Here is a 26163-nt window from a genome sequence, read left to right as displayed (position 1 = left end):
GGCGGCTTTTATCCGGCCTCGCGCACCTTGTCGCAACGCTGCATGAACCGATGCGTCAGTTCGGCAGGCGGCGGCGGGTATCGGATGGCGCCGTCGCCATCCGCAAATCGCTCGCCGATCTCGAACCAGGCTCCACCCAGCAAGGCGGCCAGCTCGCTCCTGGACGGATGCAGCCGGTAGGAGGCGAACATGTCGAAGCCGCCGTACTCCCAGACGGGCTCGCCCAACAGCGAGACACCCGGGCTTCGAAGCCCGAACATCGGCAGCAGTTGCGGAGGACCGCCCAGGTCGGTCGCAAAACCGTAGGCGTCGCCCCGCACATGCAAACTTCCGTCGGCTTCGCAGGTCAGCAGCAGCTCGGCGTCGGGCACCGTCGGGTAAAGACTGTCTCTTTTAGCGATCACCAGGGTCGGCGCACTCGCCCACGTCGCGGGGGCCTGGTCCCAAAGGTATTCGCGGTCGAAGTCCGGCTTGGCGACAACTCTCACAGGCGGGGGCGGCCGATCCTCCTTGGAGCAGGCCGAGGCCAGGATGAAGACGGCGGCGACTGACAGCATCTGGCGCATGGTGCGAAAGACGCACGTCAGGCGAACGCCGACAAGCCGAACCTAAACCCGCCCCATCGCCAAGAAGGCGCGGCCCGCCGCGAAGTCGCCGGCTTCGAAGGTGGAGCGGGCGATGCTGCCGTCGCGGAAGACGAACTCGACGGTGAAGACCTCGCGCGGGTCCAGCCGCGACAGGGCGTCGGCGGCTTCGGCGGGGAACAGCCAGGCCTGACCGTCCGCGCGGCCCTCGGACAGCAGGGTGCGGTCGGCCGCCTGCGTGCCCGCGGCCCAGAAGGCGCGGCGCTGGACCGCGGGGGGCAGACCCTGCGCCAGCCACGGGCGCGGCGCCACGTCGGCGTCGCGCATCACGATCCGAACGCCGGTCGGGCGCGACCGCCCCTGCCAGGACACCACGGCGGCCAGTTGGTCGGGCCGGTCCATGCCGCCCACCATGCCGAACCGCACGGGCGAGGCGCCGGTCACGGTCGCCTGCATCAGCCGCCAGGTCGGGCGCGCATAGGCGGCGCGGTCGGCGCTCCAGCCCCTGCGGTCGCCGGGAAACTGCATCCGCATGGTGCGCGACCAGCCGGAGAAGGCGGTCTGCACCCGGCCCTGAACCGTCTTCAGATCAGCCGAGCCGCAGGGCGTGGTGACCGCCCGCGCCCGCGCCCGCTGGGCCGTCTCGGCCAGTTGCCGGTCGTTGGCGCCCGCCCGCAGGGCCGCGCCCCGCGCCTGATAGGCGGCGGCCGTCAGGGCGGCGGTCAGTTGCGGCTCGAACAGACCGCAGCGGTCGTTGGCGGCCAGCACGAAGCTGCGCTCATAATAGCGGTCCTGTGGCGCGGCCATAGCGGCGACGGGCGTCGCCGCGATCAGCAGCGCCGACATCAGGGCTTGGGTCCGCCGGGGGGAAAGGCCTATCCTCATGCCTCGACCCTAGCGGCTCAGCGTTGGGGTTCCGTGTTCGAGCAGGGTTAGCGAATTGCTTCTTTCCAGCGACCTTTGGGTCAGCGCCCTGATCCGCCGCGCCCAGATCGAGGGCGCCTATGCGACCGTGGTCAACAAGGGCGACGACCGCGCCGGCTCGGTCATCGTCAAGGCCTACGACACCTCCACCCGCACCGCCCGCCTCTACACCGAAGCCTTCGGAACCGACGGCGACCGCCTGTGGATCCAGCCCGTCACGTCCGACAGCGAAAACGAACTGGACGCCTATATCGCCCGCCAGCGCGGGTATGACCCCGACCTGTGGGTGGTGGAGATCGAGGACCGGCAAGGCCGGCATTTCATCACCGAGACGGTGCAGGCCTGAGCTCAGGCCCGGCCGCGCTGCGCGTCGCGCTCGGCCCGTGTCTTGATGATGGTGAGCACGTTGGCCTGAATGTCGCCCATCATCAGTTCGCCCCATAGTTTGGCGTAGGCGTTGACGTGGGTCTTGGCGATGTAGCGGGTCGTCAGGGTCACTTCGGTCAGGCCGGGCGAGATCGGGCGCAGGACGTAATCGCCGGACTCGATCTTCAGGAACTCGCCATCCGGCGAAATATGCTTGTCGGTATAGTCCTGCACCGAACTGTTGGTGAAGTTGAAGTCCCAACCCAGTTTGCGGCCCGGCGCCCAGGCGACGATGCGTTCCTGGAAGTTGACGTGATCACCCCAATAGGCCGTCCGCACCGCCCCCACGCCGGTCCCGACGACGGTGGATTCCTTCGGGCGAGGGATGCCCAGGATATTGTGGGTGATGGTCCAGCGCCCCTCCTGTTCGCCGATGTCGCGACTGGACACCGCATAGGGCCAGATGTCCTCGGGCGCGGCGCGGACCACGACGGTGCGGCTCAGCGAAACGGCTTCGTGCGGCATGGGCAGCTGCGCCTCCACCATCGCCGCCGCCAGGGGAATGATCAGGAAACTGGACTGCAGCGTCCCGCCACGGCGATGACGCTGCGAGCGCATGATGAGCGCGCCCGCCCAGCCGCTGAGCAGCCAGACCGGCGACAGCATGACGATGCAGATGACGCCTTCATGCAGGATGAAGGCCGAAGCCAGACAGACGATCACGCCCAAAATCACGGGCGCCAGCCAGTAGAAGCCGATCGACCGGGTCTTGTCCGGGTCGCCGATGTAGCAGATCAGCGCGCACAGGACGGCCGGCAACAGGGCCAGAAACCATACGCTGGCGAACCAGATCGAACCTGCCCGCGACGCCGAAAACAGGACAAAGGCGCTGAACGCGATGGCCAGGGCCAGGGCGAAGCCCGAAAGGAGGCGTCCGCGCAGACGTCTGCGGGCGATGGAAATCTGGGGGTCTTTCTGGGTCATGACGGCCCCGTCAGTTGTTTCTGCAGAGAAAGAAATTGCAGGGCAAATGAATCATCCGCCTCGGTCCTGCTTGCCGACGAACTTGAGCAGGCCGACGACCTTTGACCCCATGCGGATCAGCCGCATCAGGGTGTCGGGCGGCACGTCCAGCATCTGCTGGTACCAGCCGTCGACGGTGTTGACGAAGCCCTGCAGACGCTCCAGCCGGGCGCGAACCTCGGGGGTGACGCCGGAACCCTGGGCGTCGACGCCGGCGACGGCCTCGTTGATGGCGGCCACCATCGGGTCGATCTCGCGCGCCTTGCGGCCCTGGGCGACCTTGGTGGCCATCTGCCAGAGATCGGTTTCGGCCTGATAGTGATCGCGACGGTCGCCCAGCACCGGAACCCGATGGATCAGCTTCCAGCTCAGCAGTTCCTTCAGACTGTTGGAGACATTCGACCGGGCGAGCCCCAGGGTCGTGGCGATGTCCTCAGCCGTCAGCGGCTGCTCGCTGAGATACAACAGCGCCTGGATCTGCGCGACCGAACGATTGACGCCCCACTGGGCGCCCAGGTCGCCCCAGCGCAGCACGATCTGTTCGACGGCGAACGGCAAGGATCGGTCACTTGTTTCTGTCATGACAGAAATAGACGACAAACACTGGTCTTTGTCAAGGTGCGGAGGGCGCCGACCGTCCCTACCCCTTGCGCCCATCAAACTCCGCCCGAGCCGCCTCGATGCGGTCGATGTTCTTTTCGGCCCACATCCAGACGCCGCAGAAGGCTTCGGCCAGGGTGAAACCCAGGTCGGTCAGGCGGTATTCGACCCTGGGCGGGATGACGGGATGGACGGTGCGGACGACCAGGCCGTCGCGCTCCATCTGACGCAGGGTCTGGGTCAGCATCTTCTGGCTGATCCCGCCGACCAGACCGCCGAGGCGGGTGAAGCGCTGCTCGCCGTGTTCGGCAAGGACCTCCAGGATCAGCATGGTCCATTTGTCGGCGACGCGGCCGATCACGTCGTTGACCAGGGCCTCGACGCGCGGATCGGCGACCTCTCCGGTCTCGGGATGAGCGATTCTGGCGGGCGGAAGCGTTGTCATAGCCATTTCTTTCCAGACGGTAAGTAGGGCGGTTTCAAGTGCCTACTTTCGATTGGAGAGTGACGGTCATACCTCATCGTCATCGCTGACGCATCCCCGAGGAGACGATCGTGAACATCACCGACAACACCCTGCTGATCACCGGCGGCGGCACGGGCATCGGCCGCGCCCTGGCCGAGGCGCTGCACGCGCGCGGCAATCGGATCATCATCACCGGCCGTCGCGAAGACGTGCTGAAGGCGACGGCGGCCGCCAATCCCGGCATGGCCTGGGCGACGCTGGACATGGAGGACGCCGCCGCCGTCGCCGCCTTCGGCGCCCAGGTGGTCAAGGATCACCCCGCCCTGAACGGCGTCATCCTGAACGCCGGGATCATGAAGGCCGAGGACCTGAAGGCCCAGCCGTTCGACTTCGCCTCGGTCGAGGCGACCATCGCCACCAACCTGCTGGGGCCGATCCGCCTGACGGCCGCGCTGCTGCCGCATCTGATGGCCCAGCCGACGGCGACGGTGATGACGGTGACCTCGGGCCTGGCCTTCATCCCCCTGACGGCGACGCCGACCTATAACGCCACCAAGGCGGCGATCCATTCCTGGACCCAGTCGCTGCGGCATCAGTTGGCCGACACCTCGGTCGAGGTGCTGGAGCTGGCCCCGCCCGCCGTGGCCACCGACATCGTGCCAGGCCATGCGGAGAACCCCAACTCCATGCCGCTGGCCGACTATACGGCCGAGGTGATCGGCCTGATCGAGCGGGGGGATACGCCGCGCGGCGAAATCCTGGTCGAACGGGTCAAGCCCCTGCGGTTCGCCGAGGTGAACGGCTATGAGGCGGTGTTCGAGCGGCTGAACGGGGCGCATTGAGCTGCGGGCCGCTCATCCCTGCGAAAGCCGGAACCAAGCGCTTCGGGTGAAGAGTGCGTGGGCCGAAGGCCGGTGGTCATTCGCCCCCCATTCGACGCCAAAGACCAGGGTCCCGGCGTTCGCCGGGATGAGCGGAAGTTAAAACCTCAATCCTCGTCCATCTTCAGGGCGGCGATGAAGGCTTCCTGCGGGATTTCGACCTTGCCGAACTGGCGCATCCGCTTCTTGCCGGCCTTCTGCTTTTCCAGCAGCTTCTTCTTGCGGGTGGCGTCGCCGCCGTAACACTTGGATGTCACGTCCTTGCGGAGCGCCCGCACGGTCTCGCGGGCGATGATCTTGCCGCCGATGGCCGCCTGGATCGGGATCTGGAACAGGTGCGGCGGGATCAGTTCCTTCATCTTCTCGACCATGCCCCGGCCGCGCGTCTCGGCGCGGGCGCGGTGGACCAGCATGGACAGGGCGTCGACCGGCTCGGCGTTGACCAGGATCGACATCTTCACCAGGTCGCCGACCTTGTATTCGGTGATCTCATAGTCGAACGAGGCATAGCCCTTGGAGATCGACTTCAGCCGGTCGTAGAAGTCGAACACCACCTCGTTCAGCGGCAGCTCATAGACCACCATGGCGCGGTTGCCGACGTAGGACAGTTCGATCTGCTGGCCGCGACGGTCCTGGCACAGCTTGATGACGCCGCCGAGGTATTCGTCCGGCGTCAGGATGGTGGCCTTGATCCAGGGTTCGGCGATGGTCTCGATCTGCATCACGTCGGGCAGGTCGGCCGGGTTGTGCAGGTCCATCTCGGTCCCGTCGCGCAGGCCGATCTTGTACACGACCGACGGCGCCGTCGCGATCAGGTCGAGGTTGAACTCGCGGCTGAGGCGTTCCTGAATGATCTCCAGGTGCAGCAAACCCAGGAAGCCGCAGCGGAAGCCGAAGCCCAGCGCCGCGCTGGATTCCATCTCATAGGTGAAGGAGGCGTCGTTCAGGCGCAGCTTGCCGATGGCGGCTCGCAGGTCCTCGAAGTCGGCGGCGTCCACCGGGAACAGGCCGCAGAAGACCACCGACTGGACTTCCTTGAACCCCTTCAGCGGCTCGGCCGTCGGCTTCTTCTCGTCGGTGATAGTGTCGCCGACGGCGGCGTGGGCGACTTCCTTGATCTGGGCGGTGATGAAGCCGACCTCGCCGGGGCCGAGTTGGTCGACCGGCGTGTTCTTGGGCAGAAAGACGCCGACCCGGTCGATCAGGTGGGTCGAGCCGTTGCGCATCATCTTGACCCGCATCCCGGTCTTCAGCACGCCGTCGAACACCCGCACCAGCACGACGACGCCCAGATAGGGGTCGTACCAGGCGTCCACCAGCATGGCCTTCAGCGGCGCATTGATATCCCCCTTGGGCGCCGGCAGCTTGGTGACGATGGCCTCCAGCACCTCCTCGATGCCGATGCCTGACTTGGCGCTGGCGAGGACGGCTTCGGAGGCGTCGATGCCGATGACGTCCTCGATCTGGGCGCGCACCCGGTCCGGCTCGGCGGCGGGCAGGTCCACCTTGTTCAGGACCGGCACGATCTCATGGTTGTTGTCGATGGCCTGATAGACATTGGCCAGCGTCTGGGCCTCGACCCCTTGGGAGGCGTCCACGACCAGCAGCGAGCCCTCGCAGGCGGCCAGCGAACGCGACACCTCATAGGCGAAGTCCACGTGGCCCGGCGTGTCCATCAGGTTCAGGATGTAGTCCTGCCCGTCCCTGGCCCGATAGGTCAGGCGCACCGTCTGGGCCTTGATGGTGATGCCCCGTTCCTTCTCGATCTCCATGTTGTCGAGAACCTGTTCGGACATCTCGCGCGCGGTCAGGCCGCCGGTGTGCTGGATCAGCCGGTCGGACAGGGTCGACTTGCCGTGGTCGATATGCGCGACCACGCTGAAGTTGCGAATGTTCGAAATAGGAGGAGTCGTCATCCGCGCGCCCCTATCATGCGTAAGCATGCGGGGCCAGACGCACGGCCGATCTGTCGCGCGTCGGGTCACATTACAGCTTCGCAATAAACCGCTTCCGCGTTTGAGAACACTGTCCTGACGCGGTATGCATCAGCCCTTCCCCAGAACCGGCGCGAGCCGGCGATCCGCTTCGCCTGCAACCGAGGAAATCCCCCGTGTCCAAGACGACCCGAACCGCTCTCAACGTCGGCGCCATGGCCCTGTCGGCCTTCCTGCTGGCGAGTTGCGGCGGGCATGGTGAGGAAAAGACCGAAGAAAAGGCCGGCGGTTCGCGCCAGACCGTCAGCGTCGCCACCGTGTCCCAGACCAGCCTCAACCGCACCGTGACCGCGTCCGGCACCGTGTCGGCCTGGGAAGAGGTGCCGGTGGCGGCCGAGACCGGCGGCCTGACCGCCGTCGCCGTCTATGTGGACGAAGGAACCTACGTCCGGCAGGGTCAGCCGCTGGTGCAGATGAACGACGTCCTGCTGCGCGCCCAACTTCAGCAGCAGCAGGCCCAGGTCCAGCTGGCCCAGGCCAATGTGTCGCGCGACGACGCCGCGCTTGATCGCGCCCAGCAGTTGAAGGCGCGCGGCTTCCTGAGCCAGGCGTCGCTGGACACCGCACTGGCCAATCAGCGGTCCTCGACGGCCAATCTGGCCGCCGCCCGCGCGGCCCTGTCGGAAACCCAGACGCGGCTGAGCCAATCCACCATCCGCGCGCCGGTCGGCGGGCTGATCATCAGCCGCAGCGTGACCAAGGGCCAGATCATCGCGGCCGGAACCGAACTGTTCCGCATGGTCCGCGACGGGCGGCTGGAGCTGGACGCCCAGGTGCCCGAGACGGAGCTGGGCCTGGTGCGCGCCGGCCAGTCGGCGACCGTGACCTCCAGCGAGGCCGGCCAGACCACCGGCTCCGTCCGCATCGTGACGCCAGAGGTCAACGCTTCCACCCGACTGGGCCTGGCCCGCATCTCCCTGGCGCCCGGCACCCAGCTGCGGCCCGGCATGTTTGCGCGCGCCGACATCGCCGTGGGCGACCAGCCGGCGACCACCGTTCCGACCGGGGCGGTGCTGTACCGGGAGAACAAGCCCGGCGTCTTCGTCCTGAACGGCGACAGGGTTCATTTCCACCCGATCACGGTCCTGTCGCGCACCGACGCCCAGACGGCGGTGTCGGGCGTCAACACCGGCGTGCGCGTGGTGGTGGACGGCGCGGGCTTCCTGAACGAAGGCGACCACGTCAACGTCGCACCGGCCGTGGGCGCCCCTGCGCCGGCTGCCGCCGCGCCCGCCGCGACCAAGTAGGACCGACGCCATGAACCAGATGTCGTCCTGGGCGATCAAGAATCCCATTCCGATCATCCTGCTGTTCCTGCTGCTGACGCTCGGCGGCGTGGTCGGCTTCATGGGGATGCGGATCAATCAGAACCCCGACGTCGACTTCCCCCTGGTCGCCGTCACCGCCGCCCGTCCCGGCTCCGCCCCGGCGGAGATGGAGGTGCAGGTCACGCGCCTGATCGAGGATTCGCTGGCCGGCCTGTCGGGCGTGCGCCACATCAACTCAAACATCACCGACGGCGTCTCGACCACGACCATCGAGTTCGAACTGGGCACCGACACCGACCGGGCCACCAACGACGTGCGCAACGCCATGACCGGCCTGCGCGCCAGCCTGCCCCAGGACATGCAGGAACCGGCGGTCCAGCGCATCGACATCACCGGCGACGCCCTGATCACCTATGTCGTGCGCTCGCCCACCATGACGCCGGAAGAAATCAGCTGGTTCATCGACAATGACGTCAGCCGCGCCCTGCTGGCGCTGGGCGGCGTGGGTCAGGTCAACCGCTCCGGCGGCGTCGATCGCGAGATGCGGGTCGAACTGGATCCCCAGCGCCTGGCCGCCTATGGCGTCACGGCGGCTCAGGTCAGCCAGGCCCTGAACAACGTCAACAACAACCTGCCGGGCGGGCGCGTCACCATCGCCGGGTCCGAACGGTCCGTCCGCACCCTGGGTTCGGCCACCTCGGTCGAACAGCTGCGCGACACCCTGGTGCCGCTGGGCGATGGCAAGACGGTGCGACTGGCCGATCTGGGCAAGGTCGAGGACAAGTGGAGCGAGCCGCGCCGCCTGGCCCGCTACAACGGCCAAGAGGCCGTGACCTTCAACTTCCTGCGCTCGCGCACCGCCTCCGAGGTCAAGGTCGCCGACAAGGTCCGCGAAGAGGTCAAACGCCTGAACGAGGCCCATCCCGAACTGACCATCCGCCAGGTCACCGCCAGCGTCGAACAGATTGAGGAATCCTATCTGGCCTCGCTGGAGGCCCTGCTGCTGGGCGCCGTTCTGGCGGTCATCATCGTCTTCATCTTCCTGCGCGACTGGCGGGCGACCTTCATCGCGGCGACGGCCATGCCGATGTCGCTGATCCCGACCTTCGCCATCCTGGGGCCGATGGACCAGTCGCTGAACGTGGTCACGCTCCTGGCCCTGTCGCTGACCATCGGCATCCTGGTCGACGACGCCATCGTGGAGATCGAGAACATCGTCCGCCACATGCGCGACGGCAAACCGCCCTATGACGCCTCTCTGGAGGCGGCCGACGAAATCGGCCTGGCGGTCGTGGCCACCACCGCCACCATCGTCGCCGTGTTCGCCCCCGTGGGCTTCATGCCCGGCATCATCGGACAGTTCTTCAAGGCCTTCGCCCTAGCGGCCTGCGTGTCGGTGGTCTTCTCCCTGCTGGTGGCGCGCACCCTGACGCCGCTGATGGCCGCCTATATCCTCAAACACACCCACCATGAGGACAAGGACCCCTTCTGGATGGGCGGCTATCTGAAGGCGCTGCGCTGGTCGCTGGGCAATCGCTGGAAGGTGTTCGTCCTGGGCATCCTGTTCCTGGTCGGCTCCATCGTCACGGCGGGCGTGGCCAAGATGTCGTTCGAGTTCCTGTCGCCGGGCGACACCGCCCGCGCCGCCTTCCAGGTCGAACTGCCGCCCGGCGCGACCCTGCGCCAGACCGATGCGGTGGTGCAGCAGGTGACCCGCACCCTCGAGGCCCGGCCCGAGGTGACGTCGGTCTATGCCGCCATCGGGGGTCAGGACGTGACCCAGGCCAATGTCTATGCCGACATGGTGCCCAAGGGCGACCGCGATCTGAGCCAGCAGGCCTTCGCCCGCGCCATGGTGGATGAGCTGAAGAAGATCCCCGGCGCCCGCATCCGCGCCGGCATCGCCCAGCAGGGCGGCGGTCCCGGCGACGGCACGACCTACACCTTCTCGATTCTGAGCGACAATCCCGACGCCCTGAACGCGGCGGCGCGCAAGGTCGAGGCCGAGATGCGGACCGTTCCGGGCCTGGCGAACGTGGTCAACTCGGCCGCCATCGCGCGACCGGAAATCCTGGTCACACCGCGGCCCGACGAGGCGGCCCTGGCGGGCGTTTCAGCCGGCGCCATTTCGCAGGCGGTTCGGGTCGCCACCATCGGCGACGTCGATCAGAACCTGCCCAAATACAATCTGGGCGACCGTCAGATTCCCATCCGCCTGCAACTGACCGAGGCGGCGCGCGAGGACCTAACGGTGCTGGAGAACCTGCGGGTTCCGGCCAACAACGGCGCCTCGGTGCCGCTGAGCGCCGTCGCCGACATCCGCTTCGGCGCCGGCCCCGCCACGGTCACGCGCCAGGACCGGTCGCGGATCGCCTCCATCAGCGCCGAACTGGACGGCGCCACGACCGGCGCCGCCAGCGCGGCGGTCAATCGCCTGCCCTCGGTCAAGAACCTGCCCGCCGGGGTGCGTCAGGTGCCAGCCGGCGACGCCGAGTTCATTCAGGAAATGGTGACCGGCTTCGCCATCGCCTTCGCCGCGGGCCTGCTGCTGATGTATGCGGTGCTGACCTTGCTGTTCAAAAGCTTCGCCTATCCGATCACCATCATGGCGGCCCTGCCCCTGGCCATTGGGGGCGCCTTCATCGCCCTGGCCATCGGGGGCGCCAACTTCTCCATGTCGGCCCTGATCGGGGTGCTGATGCTGATGGGCATCGCGGCCAAGAACTCCATCCTGCTGGTCGATTACGTCATCATGGCCGAACGGGAGGGAATGCCCCGTCGCGAAGCCATACTGGACGCGGCGCACAAGCGCGCCCGCCCCATTCTGATGACCACCTTCGCCATGGGGGCGGGCATGGTGCCCATCGCCATGGGCGTGGGCGCCGACGTCCAGTTCCGCGCGCCCATGGCCATCGCCGTGCTGGGCGGATTGATCTCCTCGACCTTCCTCAGCCTGCTCTACATCCCGGCCATCTTCACCATCGTCGACGACTTCGCCCAAGGCGCTCGCCGCATCCTGCGCCGCAGGACGGCCGGCCAGCGCGAACTGGCCAAGCCGAAGCGTGCGACGGAATAAGGGACGCTCTTCAGGAGAGGTCGGCCGGCGGCGGACCTCTCCTGGCCTCTTCAGACGGCGCCTAGGCAGAGGGATCGGCGGGGACGCTCTGTCCGATCTGCGTCCGCAACCATCTCAGGCCCTGGTCGTGATCCCGCCGGACATGCCAGGCCTGCACCAGCGGAATGGTCGGCAGCGCCATCGGGGGGCGTGCGATCACCAACCCGTCGTCTGGCCTTGGCGTCAAACTCCGGCGTGCGGCCGTCAGGATCAGGTCGGAGCCGCGCACAAGCTGCGGCGCGACCGACCAATGCGGCAAGGTGATCGCCACGCGCCTGGTCAGGCCCTGCGCGGCCAAGGCCGCGTCCACCTCTCCATTGTCCTCGGGCGAAGCGGAGACGGCGATGTGCGGTCGCGACAGATAGGCCTGTAGCGAAGCCGGCGCCCCCGATGTCGCATCGGCGAGGCAGGCGAACGCATCGTCGAACAGCGGTGATGTGCGAAGGTCTTCGGCTCGCCCCTCTGGATAAACCCCGATCGCCAGATCGATCTCGCCCGCCCGGATCGCGGCGCGTGCGCCGTCCCGACCGAGAGAGACCAGAGCCAGGGTCACATCGGGCGCCGCATGAGCGATCCGCAGCGTCAGAGCGGGCAACAGGACTTCGGCGGCGTAGTCCGACATCGACAACCGGAACTCTCGCTTCGCGCGCCCAGGATCGAAGACGCGATCGTCAACCAGGCCGCCGAGGGTCGACAGGGCGTCCCGCAACGGAGCCGCCAGTTCCAAGGCGCGCGGCGTCGGCTGCAGTCCGCCCTGTCGCCGCACCAGGATCGGATCGTCGAACAGAACCCGAAGACGGGCCAAAGCATGGCTGACGGCAGGCTGTGTCTTGTTCAGCCTAAGGGCGGCGCGGGTGACGTGCCGTTCGGCGAGCAGGGCGTCCAGCACCACGAGAAGGTTGAGATCGACGCCGTTCAGGTCATTCACAGATCGCATGACAGACATACTGCATCTTCATTTCCATTCGCTCAACGCATGGAAAAGGATGCGGGCGTCAAGCAAGGAAAGCGAGAAATGTCCGACACACCCACGCCCGACCGGGGCCTGACCCACATCGCGCTTGTCGTGCGCGACCTGGATCGGAGCCGGGCCTTCTATGAAACCTTCGCCGGGCTTTCCGCGACCCACGAACGCGGGGGAGCGGGCCCCATAAATCGCGTCGTCTGGATGGCGGACCCGCATACGACGTTCGCCGTCGTGCTTGTGGAATCCGACGACCTGCGCGACACGCCCTTGGGGCCGTTCGGCCATCTGGGCATGGCCTGCGCCAGTCGCGCGGACGTGGATCGTCTGGCGGACCTCGCCAAGGCGCACGGCATTCTTCGCTCGCCGCCAAGGCAAAGCCCAGAACCGGTGGGGTACTGGACCTATATCGCCGACCCCGACGGCAACACCCTGGAGCTGTCCTACGGCCAGACCGTTCGCCATTCGGCCCGACAGGCGGCCGGATAGCGGCCGGTCGAACGCCCAGGAAAAAGGGCCGGCCGGTCGCCCGGTCGGCCCCTCATCGTTCAGCCCTGCGGGCTGACGATCAGTATTTGACCTTCAGCGTCACCCCGTAGGTGCGCGGGGCGCCCAGGTAGGCGTTGTAGGTCGCCGTGTCGGTGGCAATGTTGTAGTAGGTGCCGTCCGCCTGAGGCGTGGTGGTGTTGGTGAAGGCCGTGCCCTGCAGCGGGGCGGCGAAGCCGACCTGGGTGTATTCTTCCTGCAGCAGGTTCTGGCCCCAGACCTCCACGGTCCAGCGTTCGTCTTCCGACCCGATCGACACCCGGCCGTTGACCACGGTGAAGGCGTCCTGATGCTTGTAGGGCAGCAGGTCCGAGCCGGTGTTGTATTCGGTCGAATATTTGGCCGACAGGTTGAACCCGCCGCGCAGGCCGCCGCCCAGCGAACGGTCGAAGGCCAGGGCGCCGGTCAGCGACCATTCCGGGGCGAACGAGGCGCGCGCGCCTGGCAGCAGCGACAGCTGCGGGAAGCGGCCCGGGCTGGACAGGTCGCCGGCGCCGAACACGCCGTATTTGGCGTCGGTATAGGTCACGCCGCCCTGGAAGGTCAGGCCCTCGACCGGGGTGAACCAGACCATGTCGGCGTCCACGCCGCGCGACTTCAGCTCGGGGATGGATTCCACCACGAAGGCGGTGCCCAGGAAGGTGTTGAGTTGGAAGTTCTCGAACTTCTGGTCGAAGTAGCTCAGGTTCAGCAGCATGGTGCGGTTGAACAGGGTCGTCTTGACCCCCGCCTCATAGCTGTCGACCGTCTCGGCCTTGAAGAACAGCGAGGCGTCCGGCGTCACGCCGGTCTGCACCCGGTCCATGTTGTAGCCCGCGCCCTTGTAGCCGCGCGCATAGGACCCATAGACCATGATCGAGGGGTTGAAGCGGTAGGACGCCTTGATCGTGCCCGACAGGTCGGTGTCGCTGAACTTCTCCTGGATGCGGCGACCGTCATAGAGCGGGTTCGACCAGGGCAGGCACAGCAGGCCCAGCGCGGCCGCCGGCGTGCGGACGTTGGCGGTTCCGGGGATGGGCGAAGCCGGCAAAGCAGGCGCAAGGTTGTTCGCCAGAGCGCCGCCGCAGGCCGCGCCGTTGGTCCCCAGATTGTCCTGCAGGCCCAGCAGACGCTTGCTGTCGTAGGTGTAGCGCAGACCCAGATTGATGTCGAAGGCCTCGCTCACCTTCCAGGTGTTGTTGGTGAACAGGGCGACCGATTCCGACTTCTGGGAATAGTGGTCCTCATAGGCCTTGCCCACGCCGAAGGTGGGAGCCGCGGCGCTGGCCGGGGCCAGCCCCAGCACGCATAGCGGTTGTCCGGCCAGGGCGCCGGTCGTGCCGACCAGGAAGCCGTTCGGATTGGTGAAGCAGCCGATCCGCGACGGGCTGGGGCCGCCGAAGGCCGCCGGAACCGAGGCCGTCAGCAGGAAGGAGGCGAAGGCGTTGTAGTCCGAGCCATAGACGTAGCTGTCGTCGCGATAGACCGTCTCGCGCGTGGCGAACATGCCGACCAGCCAGTCGAACCTGTCCGTCGTGCCCGCCAGACGCAGTTCCTGGGTCAGGTTGCCGACGCCATAGCCGTTGGAGCCGTCGTTGGCGCGGTACAGGAGGTCGGCGCCGGTGTAGTCCAGGTCCATCCCCTGCTGGAACGACCAGTCGCGCCACGAGGTCAGCGACGTCAGGGTGGCGTTGATGCTGGGGAAGTCGATGTTGACTTCCGCCGACAGCCCCATGTCCTCGATCTCTTGCGGCGTCTCGCGGTTCGAATAGGCCAGACGCGAGAAGGGCACCGTGCCGAACCCTGCGGCAGGCGGCGTTTGGCCAGGGCCGTTCGGCGCGGCCAGGGCGGCGATGAAGGCCTGGGACGGGCCGACGCGCGTCTGCACGGCGACGCAGCAGTATTCCTCGCGCTTGGTGTAGTCGGCGATCAGGCGGATCGAGGTGTTGTCGTTGGGCAGGATCAGCAGCTGGCCGCGCGTGGTCCAGTAGTCCTGGTTCTGGTCGTCCTTGCGGCTGTTGGGGCCGTCGCCGTTGTTGACGTCGTAGAAGCCGTCACGCTCGCGGTGGGCGACGAACAGGCGACCGGCGATCTGATCGGTCAGGCCGCCCGTGGCCGAAACCGATCCGCCGATGGCGCCGAAGTTGCCGCCGGTCAGTTCGGCCGAGATCGATGGATCGAACGACGGCCGTTCGGTGATGATGTTGATGACCCCGGCCGAGGTGTTCTTGCCGAACAGGGTGCCCTGCGGCCCCTTCAGGACTTCGATGCGGCTCAGTTCGCCCAGGTCGCCGAATCCGACCGAGTTGCGCGAACGATAGACGCCGTCGATCACCACGCCGACCGAGCTTTCCAGGCCGGGGTTGTCGCCCACGGTGCCGGCGCCGCGGATGCGGACGGTGGTGGAGGCTTCCGACTGGGTCGAGGTGACGGTCATGCCGGGCGTCAGGATCTGCAGGTCCTTGATGTCCTGCACGCCCGCGCCCTGCAGCAGTTCCTGCGACAGGGTGGTGACCACGATCGGCACGTCTTGCAGGCTCTGTTCGCGCTTCTGGGCGGTGACGATGATGTCGTCCACGGTCGCCGGCGCTTCCTGCGCGGCGGCGGCGCCGGCGAAGCCGAAGGCCACGGCGCCGATGACGGCGGCGGCGGACACGGTGGTCCTGAGTTGAAGATTGCGGCGCATTGGCGTCCTCCCGGCTGAAGTCGCGTCGCCTTGGGCGATCGCGGCGTTTCCTGTTCCCATCGACGTCCCCTTCGTGGGGGAGCGTTCGTTATCGCTAGGCTAAGCGCGCTTCGACGCCACCGACAAGCGAGCGTTCTCGCCCGCGACGATTTTTCGCCGCAGATCCGCCTTTGTGTGTCGGGGAAGCGACAGAAAACCCTGACGCTAGGTCAGTTTTTGCCCGGTTTTCGGCCCTAACGGCTCTACGTCCGGTCGCAGAGCAGCGGGGTCGAAGCGGCGCGTCCGGCCCGCCAGACCCAGCACCACGGCCGCCGCGACCGCCGACAGAATCGAGCCGCCGATAACCCCCAGCTTGACCTCGACCTGTTCGGGGCTGTCGACCGCGCCAGGGAAGGCCAGCACGCCGATGAACAGGCTCATGGTGAAGCCGACGCCGCACAACAGCGACACCCCATAGACCTGCACCCAGCTGGCGTCCGTCGGACGCGCGCCGATCCGCAGCGTCGAGGCCAGCCAGGCGGCGCCGAACACGCCGATCTGCTTGCCGAGGAACAGGCCTAAAGCGATGGCGACGACCAGGGGCGCGAACGCCTGATCCATCGACAGGCCGGCGAAGGAGACGCCCGCCTTGGCGAAGGCGAACAGGGGCAGGACCAGAAAGGCGTTCCACGGATGCAGGTCGTGGATGGCCTCTTTGAGCGGGCTCCGGCCGTCCTCGGCGCGGGCCCTGATCGGCACGATCATGGCGAAGGCCACGGCGGTCAGGGAGGTGCTGAGGCCAGACAGCACCGTCAGATACCAGACCAGGGCGAACCCCACGCCCCAGAAGGGCGCGGGTAGTCGCATGCTGTGCGCGGCGACGGCGCCCGCGATCAGGGCGGCGGCGGCCCATAGCAACGGAATCCAGTTCGTCCCCTCGCTGAACAGCACCGCGATCAGGGCGATGGCGCCCAGGTCGTCGACGATGGCCAGGGTCAACAGGAAGACGCGCAGCGACGCCGGCAATCCCTTGCCCACCAAGCCGAAGACAGCCAGGGCGAAGGCGATGTCGGTGGCCAGAGGGATGGGCCAGCCCGCGTGGGGCGCGCCGATCAGGCCGGACAGCAGCAGATAGACCGCCGCCGGCCCCGCCATGCCGCCCAGGGCCGCCAGCACCGGCGTCGCCAGCTTCTTGGGATCGCTGAGCTCGCCGCGCACGATCTCGTATTTGATCTCCAGCCCCACCACGAGGAAGAAGATCGCCATCAGACCTTCCTTGATCCAGTCGGAGAGCGTCTCCTCCAACCGGACCGGTCCGATCTGCAGGACGTGATAAGTCTTCAGCCAGGCGAAATACTCCCCGCCCCAGGGCGAGTTGGCGACCATCAAGGCAGCGAGGGCCGCCAGCGCCAGGGCCAGGCCGGACGCCGCCTCGGTCTTGAGGAAATCCAGTGTCAGTCTGCGCGCCACGGCGGCCTCCAAAAGGAAGTTTCGTCGTGACGCCAGGTTATCGACGGGCGTCGGACCGGATTCGCCGCCCGCGAGGGCGCGCCGGCCTGGCCGCGCGAGGCGACCTGATGGCTGGAGGCATTATAGATGAATCTGGCTGCGGGACCAATCGCCGGCTTCCTTCGTCATTCCGGGCGAAGCGCAGCGAAGACCCGGAACCCAGCGGCGCCGAAGGCGAAACCTATCCGCCCCAAGCGCTTCACAGATCGAATCCGCGACAGGTTCGCGCTCACGCGCGCCGCTGGGTCCCCGATCTGCGCCGCAAGCGGCTTGCCGGAGGATGACGATATAATAGATCGGCAGGAAGCGGTTGCGCTCCTGCCTTGCGACACGCACCTAGCTCTCCATGCCCGTCTCCTGCGCCTATCGCCCCGAACCACGTTTCATCGACCTTGGCCCCGACTATTCCGACGCCGTGCGATCGGCGGACTTTCCGCAGACGATCCTGCGGTTCCGCAACGACCGCGCCGCCGCAGAGGTCGGGCTGGAGGGGCTGAGCGACGCCGAGTGGATCGCCGCCTTCGGCCGGTTCGACCCCCTGCCCGGCCAGCCCGGCCCCATCGCCATGCGCTATCACGGGCATCAGTTCCGCCACTACAATCCCGACCTGGGCGACGGGCGCGGCTTCCTGGCGGCGCAGATGAGGGAAACGCCTCAAACAGCCGCGCTCCGCGAGCGCGGCGATAGGCCAAGATTGATGGACCTGGGGACCAAGGGTTCGGGCCGCACGCCCTGGTCGCGCGACGGAGACGGCCGGCTGACGCTGAAGGGTGGAGTGCGCGAGGTGCTGGCGGCGGCGATGCTGGAGGCGCTGGGCGCGCCCACCAGCCGCGCCCTGTCGCTGATCGAGACCGGCGAGCCGCTGGAGCGGGGGGACGAGCCGTCGCCCACGCGATCCGCCGTCCTGGTGCGCCTGTCGCACAGCCATGTGCGGTTCGGCACATTCCAGCGCGCCGCCTATCTGAACCGGCCCGACCAGATCGAGGGGCTGATCGAACACGTCCGCAGCCTTTATCACCCGCATGTCGCGCCGGGCGACGTTCACGGCCTGATGCGCGCCATCGTCGACGCCTCGGCCCGGCTGACGGCGCGCTGGATCGCGGCCGGGTTCGTGCATGGGGTGTTGAACACCGACAATCTGAACGTCACGGGCGAAAGCTTCGACTATGGCCCCTGGCGGTTCCTGCCCGCGTATCAGCCCAGCTTCACCGCCGCCTATTTCGACCATGGCGGCCTCTACGCCTTCGCCCGCCAGCCCGAGGCCGTGTTCTGGAACCTGACGCAGTTGGCCAGCTGCCTCGCGGTCGTTTCCGATCCCAAGATCCTGGCCGACGCCCTGAACGGCTTCGGCCCGGCCTATATCCGCGAACTGCGCGCCGCCTTCCTGATGCGGCTCGGGGTCCAGAGTTTGGGCGAGGCGGCGGATCAGCGTCTGGTGGACGCGACCCTGGCCCTTCTGCGCGAAGGCGGCGAGGCGATGCGGTGGGAGCCGCTGTTCTTTGACTGGTTCGGCGGCTTCGCCTCCTCGGCCCGCGCCCTGTCCGGTCCCCGCGCGAAACTGTATCAGGGCGAGGCCTTCGACGCCTTCCGCTTCGCCTTGATGGAGCACGAGCCCGACCGGATCGAGCGGCTGGAGCATCCGATGTTCGCCGCGCGCGAACCGGAGGAGATGCTGATCGACGAGGTTGAAACCCTGTGGGCCGCCATCGCCGCCGACGACGACTGGGCGCCGTTCCAGGCCAAACTGGCCCGGCTGGAGGCGGCCCGCGTCGCTTGGGGCTTCACCTCCTGACGCCGAACCTTACGAAAGCTTCATCTCGTTTATCGATAATTTTCTTGCCCGTTTATCGATAAATCCATATCGATAGTCACCAAGGCGGTCGCGGAGGGCGACCCGATGGGAAGGCTTTCGCAATGAAATTGATCGGCAAATACTCCATCGCCAGCGCGCTGCGTTGGCTCCTCGGCGTCGCAAACGTCTTCGTCGTGATCGGCGGCGTTCTGACGCTGATCCTGTTCGCCTTCGCCCTGGCGGACCCTAGCCTGGGCGCCGGCCTGCTGGACGGGATGGAGGGCCGACCGGCGGATCCGAGCCACATCCTGCACTGGAGCGGCGCCTTGGTCTTTCTCGGCGGCGCCCTGGCGTGCGGCTTCACCTGGTGGATCATAAATCGACTGCGGCGCATCCTGTTGTCGGTGAACCAGGGCGACGCCTTCGAGTTCGCCAACGTCAAACGGCTTCAGGCGGTCGGTCTGGGATTGATCGGTCTTCAGCTGGTCAATCTGGCCCTCGTCGTGGCCGCCACCCTGGGCGAAGGCGCGCTGAACCGCAGCCTGAACCTGGGCGCCTGGCTGGGCATTCTGGTGGTCTTCATCCTCGCCGAGGTGTTTCGCCAGGGCGCGGCCATGCGCGACGAACAGCTGACCACGGTCTGAGGGCGCGCCATGATCATGATCCAACTGGACCGGCTGTTGCTGGACCGCCGGATGTCGCTGACCGAACTGTCCGACCGGGTGGGGGTGACGATGGCCAATCTGTCCATCCTGAAGACTGGCAAGGCCCGCGCCGTCCGATTCTCCACCCTGGACGCCCTGTGCCGCGAACTGGATTGCCAGCCGGGCGACCTGATCGTCCAGACGCCGGGGCCGCAGCCGGAATAGGCCCGATCCGTAATCCGAATGATCGACGAGGCGCGGAAACATCTTTCCGCGCCTCAACGGTTTGGGGGGCTGTAACACAAAGTCATCAGCTGATGTCATCAGCTGATGTCATCGCCGGATGACAAATATCGAAAGCGCCGCTATATCCCTCTTGCGAACGGCGCCGACCAATCCGATATCGCGGCTGTTACGAATTAGGCCTTGCCCCATGACCACGACGACATTCCCCGCCCCTCAGTCCCGCAACCGCGCCGCCTATCGCAACATCGCCCTTTAGACGCTGCAGGGCTGGATCGCGATGTTCTTCATCGCGGCAGGCTACGCCAAGCTGACCGAGCCGATGACCAATCTGATCAATCTGATGGGCTGGCCCGCCGTCGCGCCCGAGAACATGGTGCGCGGCCTGGGCGTGGTCGAGATCGTTCTGGCCATGGGCGTGCTGAGCCCCCTGATCTCCTGGCGCGTCGGCCGCCCGCTGCTGCTGACCGCCGCGACCGGCCTGGTCGTGTTGGAGACGGCCATGCTGGCCGTCCACGCCGTCAATCAAGACATCGCCCTGGCGGCGGTCAACGCCGTCCTTCTGGCCTTTACGGTTCCGGTGCTGCTGGGTCGCCGCCGAGCCTGACGCGCCGACCAGTTCGAGCGCCGGACGTTCTCCCCCCTCCATCCGGCGTCTCGCGCCCGGAACCGTTCCCCCGGTTCCGGGCTTTTTCTTTGCCGAAAGCGCGCCGTCGAAAAAGCTTACCCTTACGTGCGCGTAAACTCTTCCCTTTACGTGCGGGTAAAGTTATGGTCGGCCCATGGCCACAGCCGACGACCACAGAACCTATTCCATTCGCCAGCTGTGTCGCGAGTTCGGCGCCACGGCCCGGGCCCTTCGTTTCTATGAGGACAAGGGCCTTCTGACCCCTGCGCGCAAGGGTCAGACGCGGGTCTATGATTCCCGCGACCGCGCACGGCTGAAACTGATCCTGAGGGGACGCCGCATCGGCTTCACCCTGCAGGAGATCCAGGACATGATGGATCTCTATGATCAGAAGGACCACAACGTCCATCAGATGGCGGTGGCCCTGGTGCGGCACCGCGCCCAGATCGCCGCGCTGAAACAGCAGCTTGAAGACATCGAAGGCGCGATCGAGACGGCGGAAACCGCCTGCGCCTGGATGGAATCCAAGCTTTCAGAACACCGCCCGGACCTGCTGCCGGGCGCCGAGGACTACGAGAAACTGCTCCAGTCCCGCCTCAACCACGACCATCACCCCTTCAAAGCAAGAGCTTGATCCATGGCCTATAAGTCGCCCGTCCGTGACTTCACCTTCATCCTCAACGAAGTGCTGGAGATCGACCGCTACACCAATCAGCCGGGGTTCCAGGACGTGTCGTCGGATCTGGTCGGCCAGATCCTGGAGGAAGGCGCCAAGTTCGCCGACGAGGTGATCGCCCCGATCAACAATCCCGGCGACAAGGAAGGCTGTCACTGGGCCGAGGGCGGCGTGGTCACCGGACCCAAGGGCTGGAAGGAAGCCTACAAGGCGATGTCGGAAGCCGGCTGGATGGCCCTGGCCGCCGACCCGGCGTATGGCGGCCAGGGCATGCCCAGCGTAGTGGCCTCGGCCTTCGGCCAGATGACAGCGGGCGCATCGGCCGCCTTCTCGATGTATCCGGGCCTGACGTCTTCCGCCTATGCCGGCATTCACGCCAGCGCCTCGGACGAGATCAAGACCAAATATCTGCCCAATATGGTGTCCGGCGAATGGTCCGGCACCATGAACCTGACCGAGCCGCAGTGCGGCACCGACCTGGGCATGGTCCGCACCAAGGCCGTCCGCAACGACGACGGCAGTTTCTCGATCACCGGCCAGAAAATCTGGATTTCGGCGGGCGAGCACGACTTCTCGGACAATATCATCCACACGGTGCTGGCGCGCATCGAGGGCGCGGCTCCGGGCATCAAGGGTCTGTCGCTGTTCGTGGTGCCGAAATATCTGGTCAACGAGGACGGCTCGCTGGGCGAACGCAACACGCTGCAATGCGTGGGGCTGGAAGAGAAGATGGGCATCCACGGCAACGCCACCTGCGTCATGCAGTATGAGGGCGCCAAGGGCTGGCTGCTGGGTGAAGAAGGCCGCGGCATGAACAATATGTTCGTGGTCATGAACGAGGCCCGCCTGGGCACCGGCCTGCAGGGCCTGGCCATCGGCACGGCCGCCTATCAGGCCGCCGTCGAGTTCGCCAAGGACCGCCTGCAGGGCCGTTCGCTGACCGGACCGAAGAACCCGGACGGGCCAGCCGACCCCATCATCGTCCATCCCGACGTGCGCCGGATGCTGCTGGAGGCACGGGCCTTCGTCGAGGGCGGCCAGGCCTTCATCCTGTGGACCGCGCTTCACGCCGACCTGGAGAAGTCCGAGGACGAGGCCGTGGCGACCAAGGCCAAGGACTACATGGGTCTGCTGACGCCGGTGCTGAAGGCCTATCTGACCGACAAGGGCTTCCATGTCGCCTCGCTGGCGATGCAGGTCCACGGCGGTTCGGGCTATACCGAACACTTCCCCGCCTCGCAGTATCTGCGCGACGCCCGCATCACCATGATCTATGAAGGCGCCAACGGCATTCAGGCCCTGGACCTGGTGGGCCGCAAGCTGCCCGCCAACGGCGGCCGCGCCATCATGACCTGGTTCGGCGAGATCGACGCCTTCGTCGCCGAGAACAGCGGCAATGAAGCCATCAAACCCTTCGTCGACGGCCTGGCCGACGCCAAGGCCAAGCTGCAGGAGGGGACCATGTGGCTGATGCAGAACGGCATGGCCAACCCGGACAACGCCGGCGCCGCCTCGACCGACTATCTGAACGTCTTCGGCCTGACGGCCCTGGCCTATATGTGGGCGCAGATGGCCAAGGTCGCGCAAGCCCAGGTCGAGGCCGGTTCGACCGACCCCTACTATGCGACCAAGCTGCAAACCGGCCGCTACTTCGTCGAGCGCATCCTGCCCGACGCGGAAAGCCACCTGAAGAAGCTGAAGACGGGCGCCGACGTGCTGATGGCCATGCCGGCCGAGGCGTTCTGAGAACGGTGACGGCCTGTCCTGTTTGCAAATGGGAGCTGGATTTCGAACCGATGCAATCGTTCGAAATCTGCCCCTGTTGCGGGACGCACTTTGGTTATGACGACGCAAAGGCGACACACGCCGAGCTTCGTCGGAAATGGATTGCGACCGGCCTTCGCTGGTGGTCGAAATCCATACCAAGACCTAACGGTTGGGACGCAGAAGCCCAACTGAAATCATAGCGACAAGGGACGAAACGATGAACGTGCTGGGCAGCCCCGAACCCGATTTCATGAAGGAAGAGGAGATCACCCTCTTCTCCGACAGCGTCGGCAAATGGATCGACGAGCACGCGCCGCCCGAGAAGGTGCAGGACTGGATCGCCGCCTCCTCGGTGCCGCGCCAGCTGTGGAACGAGGCTGGGGCGGCGGGCCTGCTTGGCCTGTCCATGCCCGAGCAGGAAGGCGGCTTCGGCGGCGACTATCGCCATGAGGTCGTGCTGATGCGCCAGCTGGGCTGGAAGGGCGCGGATCACTTCGGCATCAGCCTGCACAATGCGATCGTCATGCCCTACATCTGGCATTACGGCACCGAGGAGCAGAAGCAGCGCTGGCTGCCGCGCCTGCAATCGGGCGAACTGGTCGGCGCCATCGCCATGACCGAGCCGGGCGCCGGATCGGACCTGCAAGGCGTCAAGACGACCGCCATCAGGTCGGGCGACAGCTATGTCGTCAACGGCTCCAAGACCTTCATCACCAACGGCCAACTGGCCAATCTGATCATCGTGGCGGTCAAGACCGACCCGGCGGAAGGCGCCAAGGGCGTGTCCCTGATCGTGGTCGAGACCGACGGCGCCGACGGCTTCGAACGCGGCCGCAATCTGCACAAGATCGGCATGGAGGCCAACGACACCTCCGAACTGTTCTTCAACGACGTGAAGGTGTCCGGCGACAACATCATCGGCGGCGGCGAGGGCCAGGGCTTCGTCCAGTTGATGCAGCAACTGCCGCAGGAACGGCTGAACATCGCCGTCCAGGGCGTCGCCGCCGCCGAGCGGGGACTTGAGGCGACGCTGGCCTACGTCAAGGAGCGCAGGGCCTTCGGCAAGCGAATCCTGGACTTCCAGAACACCCAGTTCAAACTGGCCGAGGTCAAGACCAAGCTGACCGTGGCCAAGGTCTTCGTCGACCACTGCATCGGCCTGCATCTGCAGGGCAAGCTGGACGCCGCCACCGCCTCGATGGCCAAATACTGGGTCACCGACATCCAGGGAGAGACCCTGGACGAGATGCTGCAACTGCACGGCGGCTATGGCTATATGAACGAATACGCCATCGCCCAGCTGTACAAGGACGCCCGCGTCCAGCGCATCTATGGCGGCACCAACGAAATCATGAAGCTGCTGATCGCGCGGACGCTGTGAGTCCCTTGCGAGAATGTACGTGAATGCGTACATTCTCGCCATGAACGCCATGTCCGTCACCGAACTGCGCAAGACCCTGGCCGCCACCATCGACCGGGTTACGTCGGACCATGACTACACCATCATCACACGTGAAGGGGGCAAGCCGGCGGCGGTTCTGATGTCGCTGGAGGACTTCGCCTCGTGGCAGGAGACCGATTATCTGCTGCGCAGCCCGGCTAATCGCGAGGCGCTGCGCGCCTCCATCGCCGAACTTGAAGCGGGCGGTGGTCAGGCGCGCGCACTGATCGAGGAATGAACCTCATATTCTCGGCCCGCGCCTGGGCCCAATATGTCGAGTGGCCGAACACCGATCGCAAAGCCCTGAAGAAGTTAAACGCCCTGATCAAGGAATGTCAGCGCACGCCCCTCACCGGCTCCGGCAAGCCCGAACCCTTGAAGGGCGAACTGTCGGGATGGTGGTCCCGGCGTATCGATCAGGAACACCGGCTGGTCTATCGCGCGTCTCAGGCGGGATTGGAGATCGTTCAGTGTCGCTATCACTATCGAGCGCCTCAGCCGCCCAGCAACGCCCCCACGACCAGACCGAGCGCGATCAGGCCGCCCGCGCAAAGGATGGAAAATCCGATCCATCGCCCGGCCTGCATCACGGCCTTGGCTGTCTCACGATCAGACGCGGCGGCCTGCCTGCCCGGATCATCCAGCAAACGCCGCGACGCCGCGCGGATAAGGCGCGGCAGGTCGCCGCCTGACGCCGACAGGTCCAGCAGGGCGCCGACCAACTGGTTCTGCACGGTTCCCAGACGACGCCGCGAAAAGACCACCCGTTTCCAGGCGCCGCTCATGGCGCGCACCAGATCGAAGTCGGGATCGACACGCGACAGCACACCCTCGATGGTGACCAGGGCCTTGAGGATCAGCATCAGGTCGGGCGGCGCGGCGACCCGCTCTTGGCGCATCAAGGCCATCATGTCGGCGACGATCGCGGGCAGGTCCACCTGACCCTGGCCATGGCGGGCGATAAGCCGTTCGGCGCCCGCCGTCAGGCTCTGGGACGGCACGTCCGCGCCCTCGGTCCAGTCGGCCAGAACCTCGGCCATCCGCTGGGCGTCGCCGCCCGCCAGCGCCTGGACGAAGCTGATCAGTTCGGCCCGGCGGCGCGGCGTGACCACGCCCACCATGCCGAAGTCCAGCAGGCCCACCCGGTCGCCCGCCATGCCCCTGAGATTGCCGGGGTGGGGATCGGCGTGGAACCGGCCGTTGACCAGAACCATGTCCAAGACCGCATCCGCCCCGATGCGGGCCAGCCGCTGGGGATCGACGCCTCCCGCCCGCAGCCGCTCGGCGTCGGTGGGCGCGATCCCGTCCAGATAGTCCTGAACCAACACCCCGTCGGTGGTATAGTCCCAATAGACGGCCGGGATGACCACGTCGGGATTGGCGGCGAAGTCGGCGCCGAACCGGTCCGTGTTGCGCCCCTCCTTGGTGAAATCTAGCTCGTCCAGCATAGCCTCGGACAACTGGGCGACCAGGGCGCGGGGACGATAGCGGGCGATTTCGCCGCTGGCCTGTTCCGCCTTTCGCGCCAGTTCGGCGATCAGGCGCAGGTCGGCCTCGACACGCGGCCGCACGCCGGGACGGCGAATCTTGACCACGACCTCGGTTCCGTCGATCAGGGCGGCGCGGTGCACCTGGGCGATGGAGGCGGCGGCCAGGGGCGCGGCGTCGAACCGGGCGAAGATCTGTTCCGGCGGGCCGCCCAAAGCGGCCTCCACGTCCGGGCGCAGGATGTTGAAATCCAACGTCGCGCCGCCGCTTTGCAGCCGTTCGAATTCTTCGATCCAGTCGGGCGGCAGCAGGTCGGACCGGGTCGATAGAATCTGGCCCAGCTTGATGAAGGTCGGCCCCAGCGCCTGGAGCGCCAGACGGGTGCGCCGCGACAGAGGCTCCACCCCCGCGTCCTCGACACCGCCCGCCTCGCGCCCCAGCCCCAGCCCCAGTCCCAGCCGGGCCAGAACCGCGCCCAGGCCGAAACGAGCCGCTATGCCCGAGATTTCCGTCAGACGCTTCCGGTCGCGTGCGGCAACAGCCAAGGTTGTGAACATGGCCAGACAAACGCCGGGTGGAGGGCGACGTTCCACCCCGCCC

23 protein-coding genes and 1 pseudogene are annotated in these 26163 nt (G+C 66.6%); 14 read left to right on the top strand and 10 right to left on the bottom strand.

Going from position 1 to position 26163, the window contains the following annotated elements:
* Positions 1-8: 8 nt before the first annotated feature.
* Both ACYX4P_RS06420 and ACYX4P_RS06415 read right to left on the bottom strand, forming a co-directional pair.
* Entirely contained in the window at positions 9-566 is a 558-nt protein-coding gene (locus tag ACYX4P_RS06420; RefSeq protein ID WP_248117725.1) for a hypothetical protein, read from the bottom strand.
* A 42-nt stretch (positions 567-608) separates the two neighbouring features.
* A complete protein-coding gene (locus tag ACYX4P_RS06415) occupies positions 609-1469 on the bottom strand; it encodes a hypothetical protein (RefSeq protein ID WP_313441358.1) in 861 nt (286 codons plus the stop codon).
* 55 nt (positions 1470-1524) lie between these two features.
* On the opposite strand from ACYX4P_RS06415, the gene ACYX4P_RS06410 reads away from it, so the two are divergent.
* Positions 1525-1854 carry a DUF1491 family protein gene (locus tag ACYX4P_RS06410; protein ID WP_248117727.1) on the top strand — a complete coding sequence of 110 codons (330 nt, stop codon included), beginning with the start codon at positions 1525-1527 and terminating at the stop codon, positions 1852-1854.
* A gap of 2 nt (positions 1855-1856) precedes the next feature.
* Here ACYX4P_RS06410 and ACYX4P_RS06405 read toward each other — a convergent pair whose 3' ends face one another.
* The 3 genes from ACYX4P_RS06405 to ACYX4P_RS06395 all read right to left on the bottom strand — a co-directional run bounded on the left by ACYX4P_RS06405 (position 1857) and on the right by ACYX4P_RS06395 (position 3942).
* Positions 1857-2858, bottom strand: a complete 1002-nt coding sequence (locus ACYX4P_RS06405; RefSeq protein WP_248117732.1) for an SRPBCC family protein — start codon at positions 2856-2858, stop codon at positions 1857-1859.
* 51 nt (positions 2859-2909) lie between these two features.
* Positions 2910-3455, bottom strand: coding sequence for a GbsR/MarR family transcriptional regulator (locus ACYX4P_RS06400; protein WP_248117734.1), 546 nt, complete (start codon positions 3453-3455; stop codon positions 2910-2912).
* 82 nt (positions 3456-3537) lie between these two features.
* On the bottom strand, positions 3538-3942 hold the full coding sequence (locus tag ACYX4P_RS06395) for a winged helix-turn-helix transcriptional regulator (protein WP_248117735.1): 405 nt from the start codon (positions 3940-3942) through the stop codon (positions 3538-3540).
* Positions 3943-4052: 110 nt separating this feature from the next.
* Between ACYX4P_RS06395 and ACYX4P_RS06390 the strand changes: the two genes are divergently transcribed.
* Positions 4053-4805, top strand: coding sequence for an SDR family oxidoreductase (locus tag ACYX4P_RS06390; RefSeq protein WP_248117738.1), 753 nt, complete (start codon positions 4053-4055; stop codon positions 4803-4805).
* 146 nt (positions 4806-4951) lie between these two features.
* Here ACYX4P_RS06390 and lepA read toward each other — a convergent pair whose 3' ends face one another.
* Complete coding sequence (gene lepA, locus ACYX4P_RS06385) at positions 4952-6760, bottom strand: translation elongation factor 4 (protein WP_087120456.1); 1809 nt, start codon at positions 6758-6760, stop codon at positions 4952-4954.
* 194 nt (positions 6761-6954) lie between these two features.
* On the opposite strand from lepA, the gene ACYX4P_RS06380 reads away from it, so the two are divergent.
* Together ACYX4P_RS06380 and ACYX4P_RS06375 are read left to right on the top strand one after the other, a co-directional pair.
* Complete coding sequence (locus ACYX4P_RS06380) at positions 6955-8085, top strand: efflux RND transporter periplasmic adaptor subunit (protein WP_248117740.1); 1131 nt, start codon at positions 6955-6957, stop codon at positions 8083-8085.
* 10 nt (positions 8086-8095) lie between these two features.
* On the top strand, positions 8096-11182 hold the full coding sequence (locus ACYX4P_RS06375; protein ID WP_248117742.1) for an efflux RND transporter permease subunit: 3087 nt from the start codon (positions 8096-8098) through the stop codon (positions 11180-11182).
* Between the two features lie 61 nt (positions 11183-11243).
* Here the strand turns inward: ACYX4P_RS06375 and ACYX4P_RS06370 are convergent, their stop codons facing one another.
* The gene (locus ACYX4P_RS06370; protein ID WP_248117744.1) at positions 11244-12158 is read right to left on the bottom strand and encodes a LysR family transcriptional regulator; all 915 of its coding nucleotides are present in this window, start codon (positions 12156-12158) and stop codon (positions 11244-11246) included.
* A 78-nt stretch (positions 12159-12236) separates the two neighbouring features.
* Here ACYX4P_RS06370 and ACYX4P_RS06365 point away from each other — a divergent pair, with 78 nt between their 5' ends.
* The gene (locus ACYX4P_RS06365; protein WP_248117746.1) at positions 12237-12674 is read left to right on the top strand and encodes a VOC family protein; all 438 of its coding nucleotides are present in this window, start codon (positions 12237-12239) and stop codon (positions 12672-12674) included.
* A 79-nt stretch (positions 12675-12753) separates the two neighbouring features.
* Here the strand turns inward: ACYX4P_RS06365 and ACYX4P_RS06360 are convergent, their stop codons facing one another.
* Both ACYX4P_RS06360 and nhaA read right to left on the bottom strand, forming a co-directional pair.
* Positions 12754-15396, bottom strand: a complete 2643-nt coding sequence (locus ACYX4P_RS06360) for a TonB-dependent receptor (protein ID WP_248117748.1) — start codon at positions 15394-15396, stop codon at positions 12754-12756.
* 204 nt (positions 15397-15600) lie between these two features.
* A complete protein-coding gene (gene nhaA / locus ACYX4P_RS06355; RefSeq protein WP_248117750.1) occupies positions 15601-16845 on the bottom strand; it encodes a Na+/H+ antiporter NhaA in 1245 nt (414 codons plus the stop codon).
* Positions 16846-17230: 385 nt separating this feature from the next.
* On the opposite strand from nhaA, the gene ACYX4P_RS06350 reads away from it, so the two are divergent.
* From ACYX4P_RS06350 to ACYX4P_RS06310, 9 genes and pseudogenes are all read left to right on the top strand, one after another.
* Positions 17231-18676 carry a protein adenylyltransferase SelO family protein gene (locus ACYX4P_RS06350; RefSeq protein WP_248117751.1) on the top strand — a complete coding sequence of 482 codons (1446 nt, stop codon included), beginning with the start codon at positions 17231-17233 and terminating at the stop codon, positions 18674-18676.
* Positions 18677-18798: 122 nt separating this feature from the next.
* The gene (locus ACYX4P_RS06345; RefSeq protein WP_248117752.1) at positions 18799-19320 is read left to right on the top strand and encodes a DUF2975 domain-containing protein; all 522 of its coding nucleotides are present in this window, start codon (positions 18799-18801) and stop codon (positions 19318-19320) included.
* Between the two features lie 9 nt (positions 19321-19329).
* Positions 19330-19545: a helix-turn-helix domain-containing protein gene (locus ACYX4P_RS06340; RefSeq protein ID WP_248117753.1), complete on the top strand. Its 216-nt coding sequence runs from the start codon at positions 19330-19332 to the stop codon at positions 19543-19545.
* Between the two features lie 298 nt (positions 19546-19843).
* Entirely contained in the window at positions 19844-20170 is a 327-nt protein-coding gene (locus ACYX4P_RS06335; protein WP_248117754.1) for a DoxX family protein, read from the top strand.
* Positions 20171-20345: 175 nt separating this feature from the next.
* On the top strand, positions 20346-20825 hold the full coding sequence (locus tag ACYX4P_RS06330; protein WP_201096571.1) for a MerR family transcriptional regulator: 480 nt from the start codon (positions 20346-20348) through the stop codon (positions 20823-20825).
* A 3-nt stretch (positions 20826-20828) separates the two neighbouring features.
* A complete protein-coding gene (locus ACYX4P_RS06325) occupies positions 20829-22613 on the top strand; it encodes an acyl-CoA dehydrogenase C-terminal domain-containing protein (protein WP_248117755.1) in 1785 nt (594 codons plus the stop codon).
* A gap of 238 nt (positions 22614-22851) precedes the next feature.
* Positions 22852-24015 carry an acyl-CoA dehydrogenase family protein gene (locus tag ACYX4P_RS06320; RefSeq protein WP_248117756.1) on the top strand — a complete coding sequence of 388 codons (1164 nt, stop codon included), beginning with the start codon at positions 22852-22854 and terminating at the stop codon, positions 24013-24015.
* 40 nt (positions 24016-24055) lie between these two features.
* Positions 24056-24313: a type II toxin-antitoxin system Phd/YefM family antitoxin gene (locus ACYX4P_RS06315; RefSeq protein WP_292074536.1), complete on the top strand. Its 258-nt coding sequence runs from the start codon at positions 24056-24058 to the stop codon at positions 24311-24313.
* Positions 24310-24501: pseudogene (locus ACYX4P_RS06310) on the top strand (Txe/YoeB family addiction module toxin); the annotation flags it as partial. The gene ACYX4P_RS06315 and the pseudogene ACYX4P_RS06310, both read left to right, overlap by 4 nt.
* A 68-nt stretch (positions 24502-24569) precedes the next feature.
* Here the strand turns inward: ACYX4P_RS06310 and ACYX4P_RS06305 are convergent.
* Positions 24570-26108, bottom strand: a complete 1539-nt coding sequence (locus ACYX4P_RS06305) for an ABC1 kinase family protein (RefSeq protein ID WP_248117758.1) — start codon at positions 26106-26108, stop codon at positions 24570-24572.
* Positions 26109-26163: the final 55 nt, after the last annotated feature.

It is taken from the genome of Brevundimonas sp. ABV4_179 (assembly GCF_056311945.1).
This window is presented reverse-complemented; position numbering and strand designations above follow the sequence as displayed.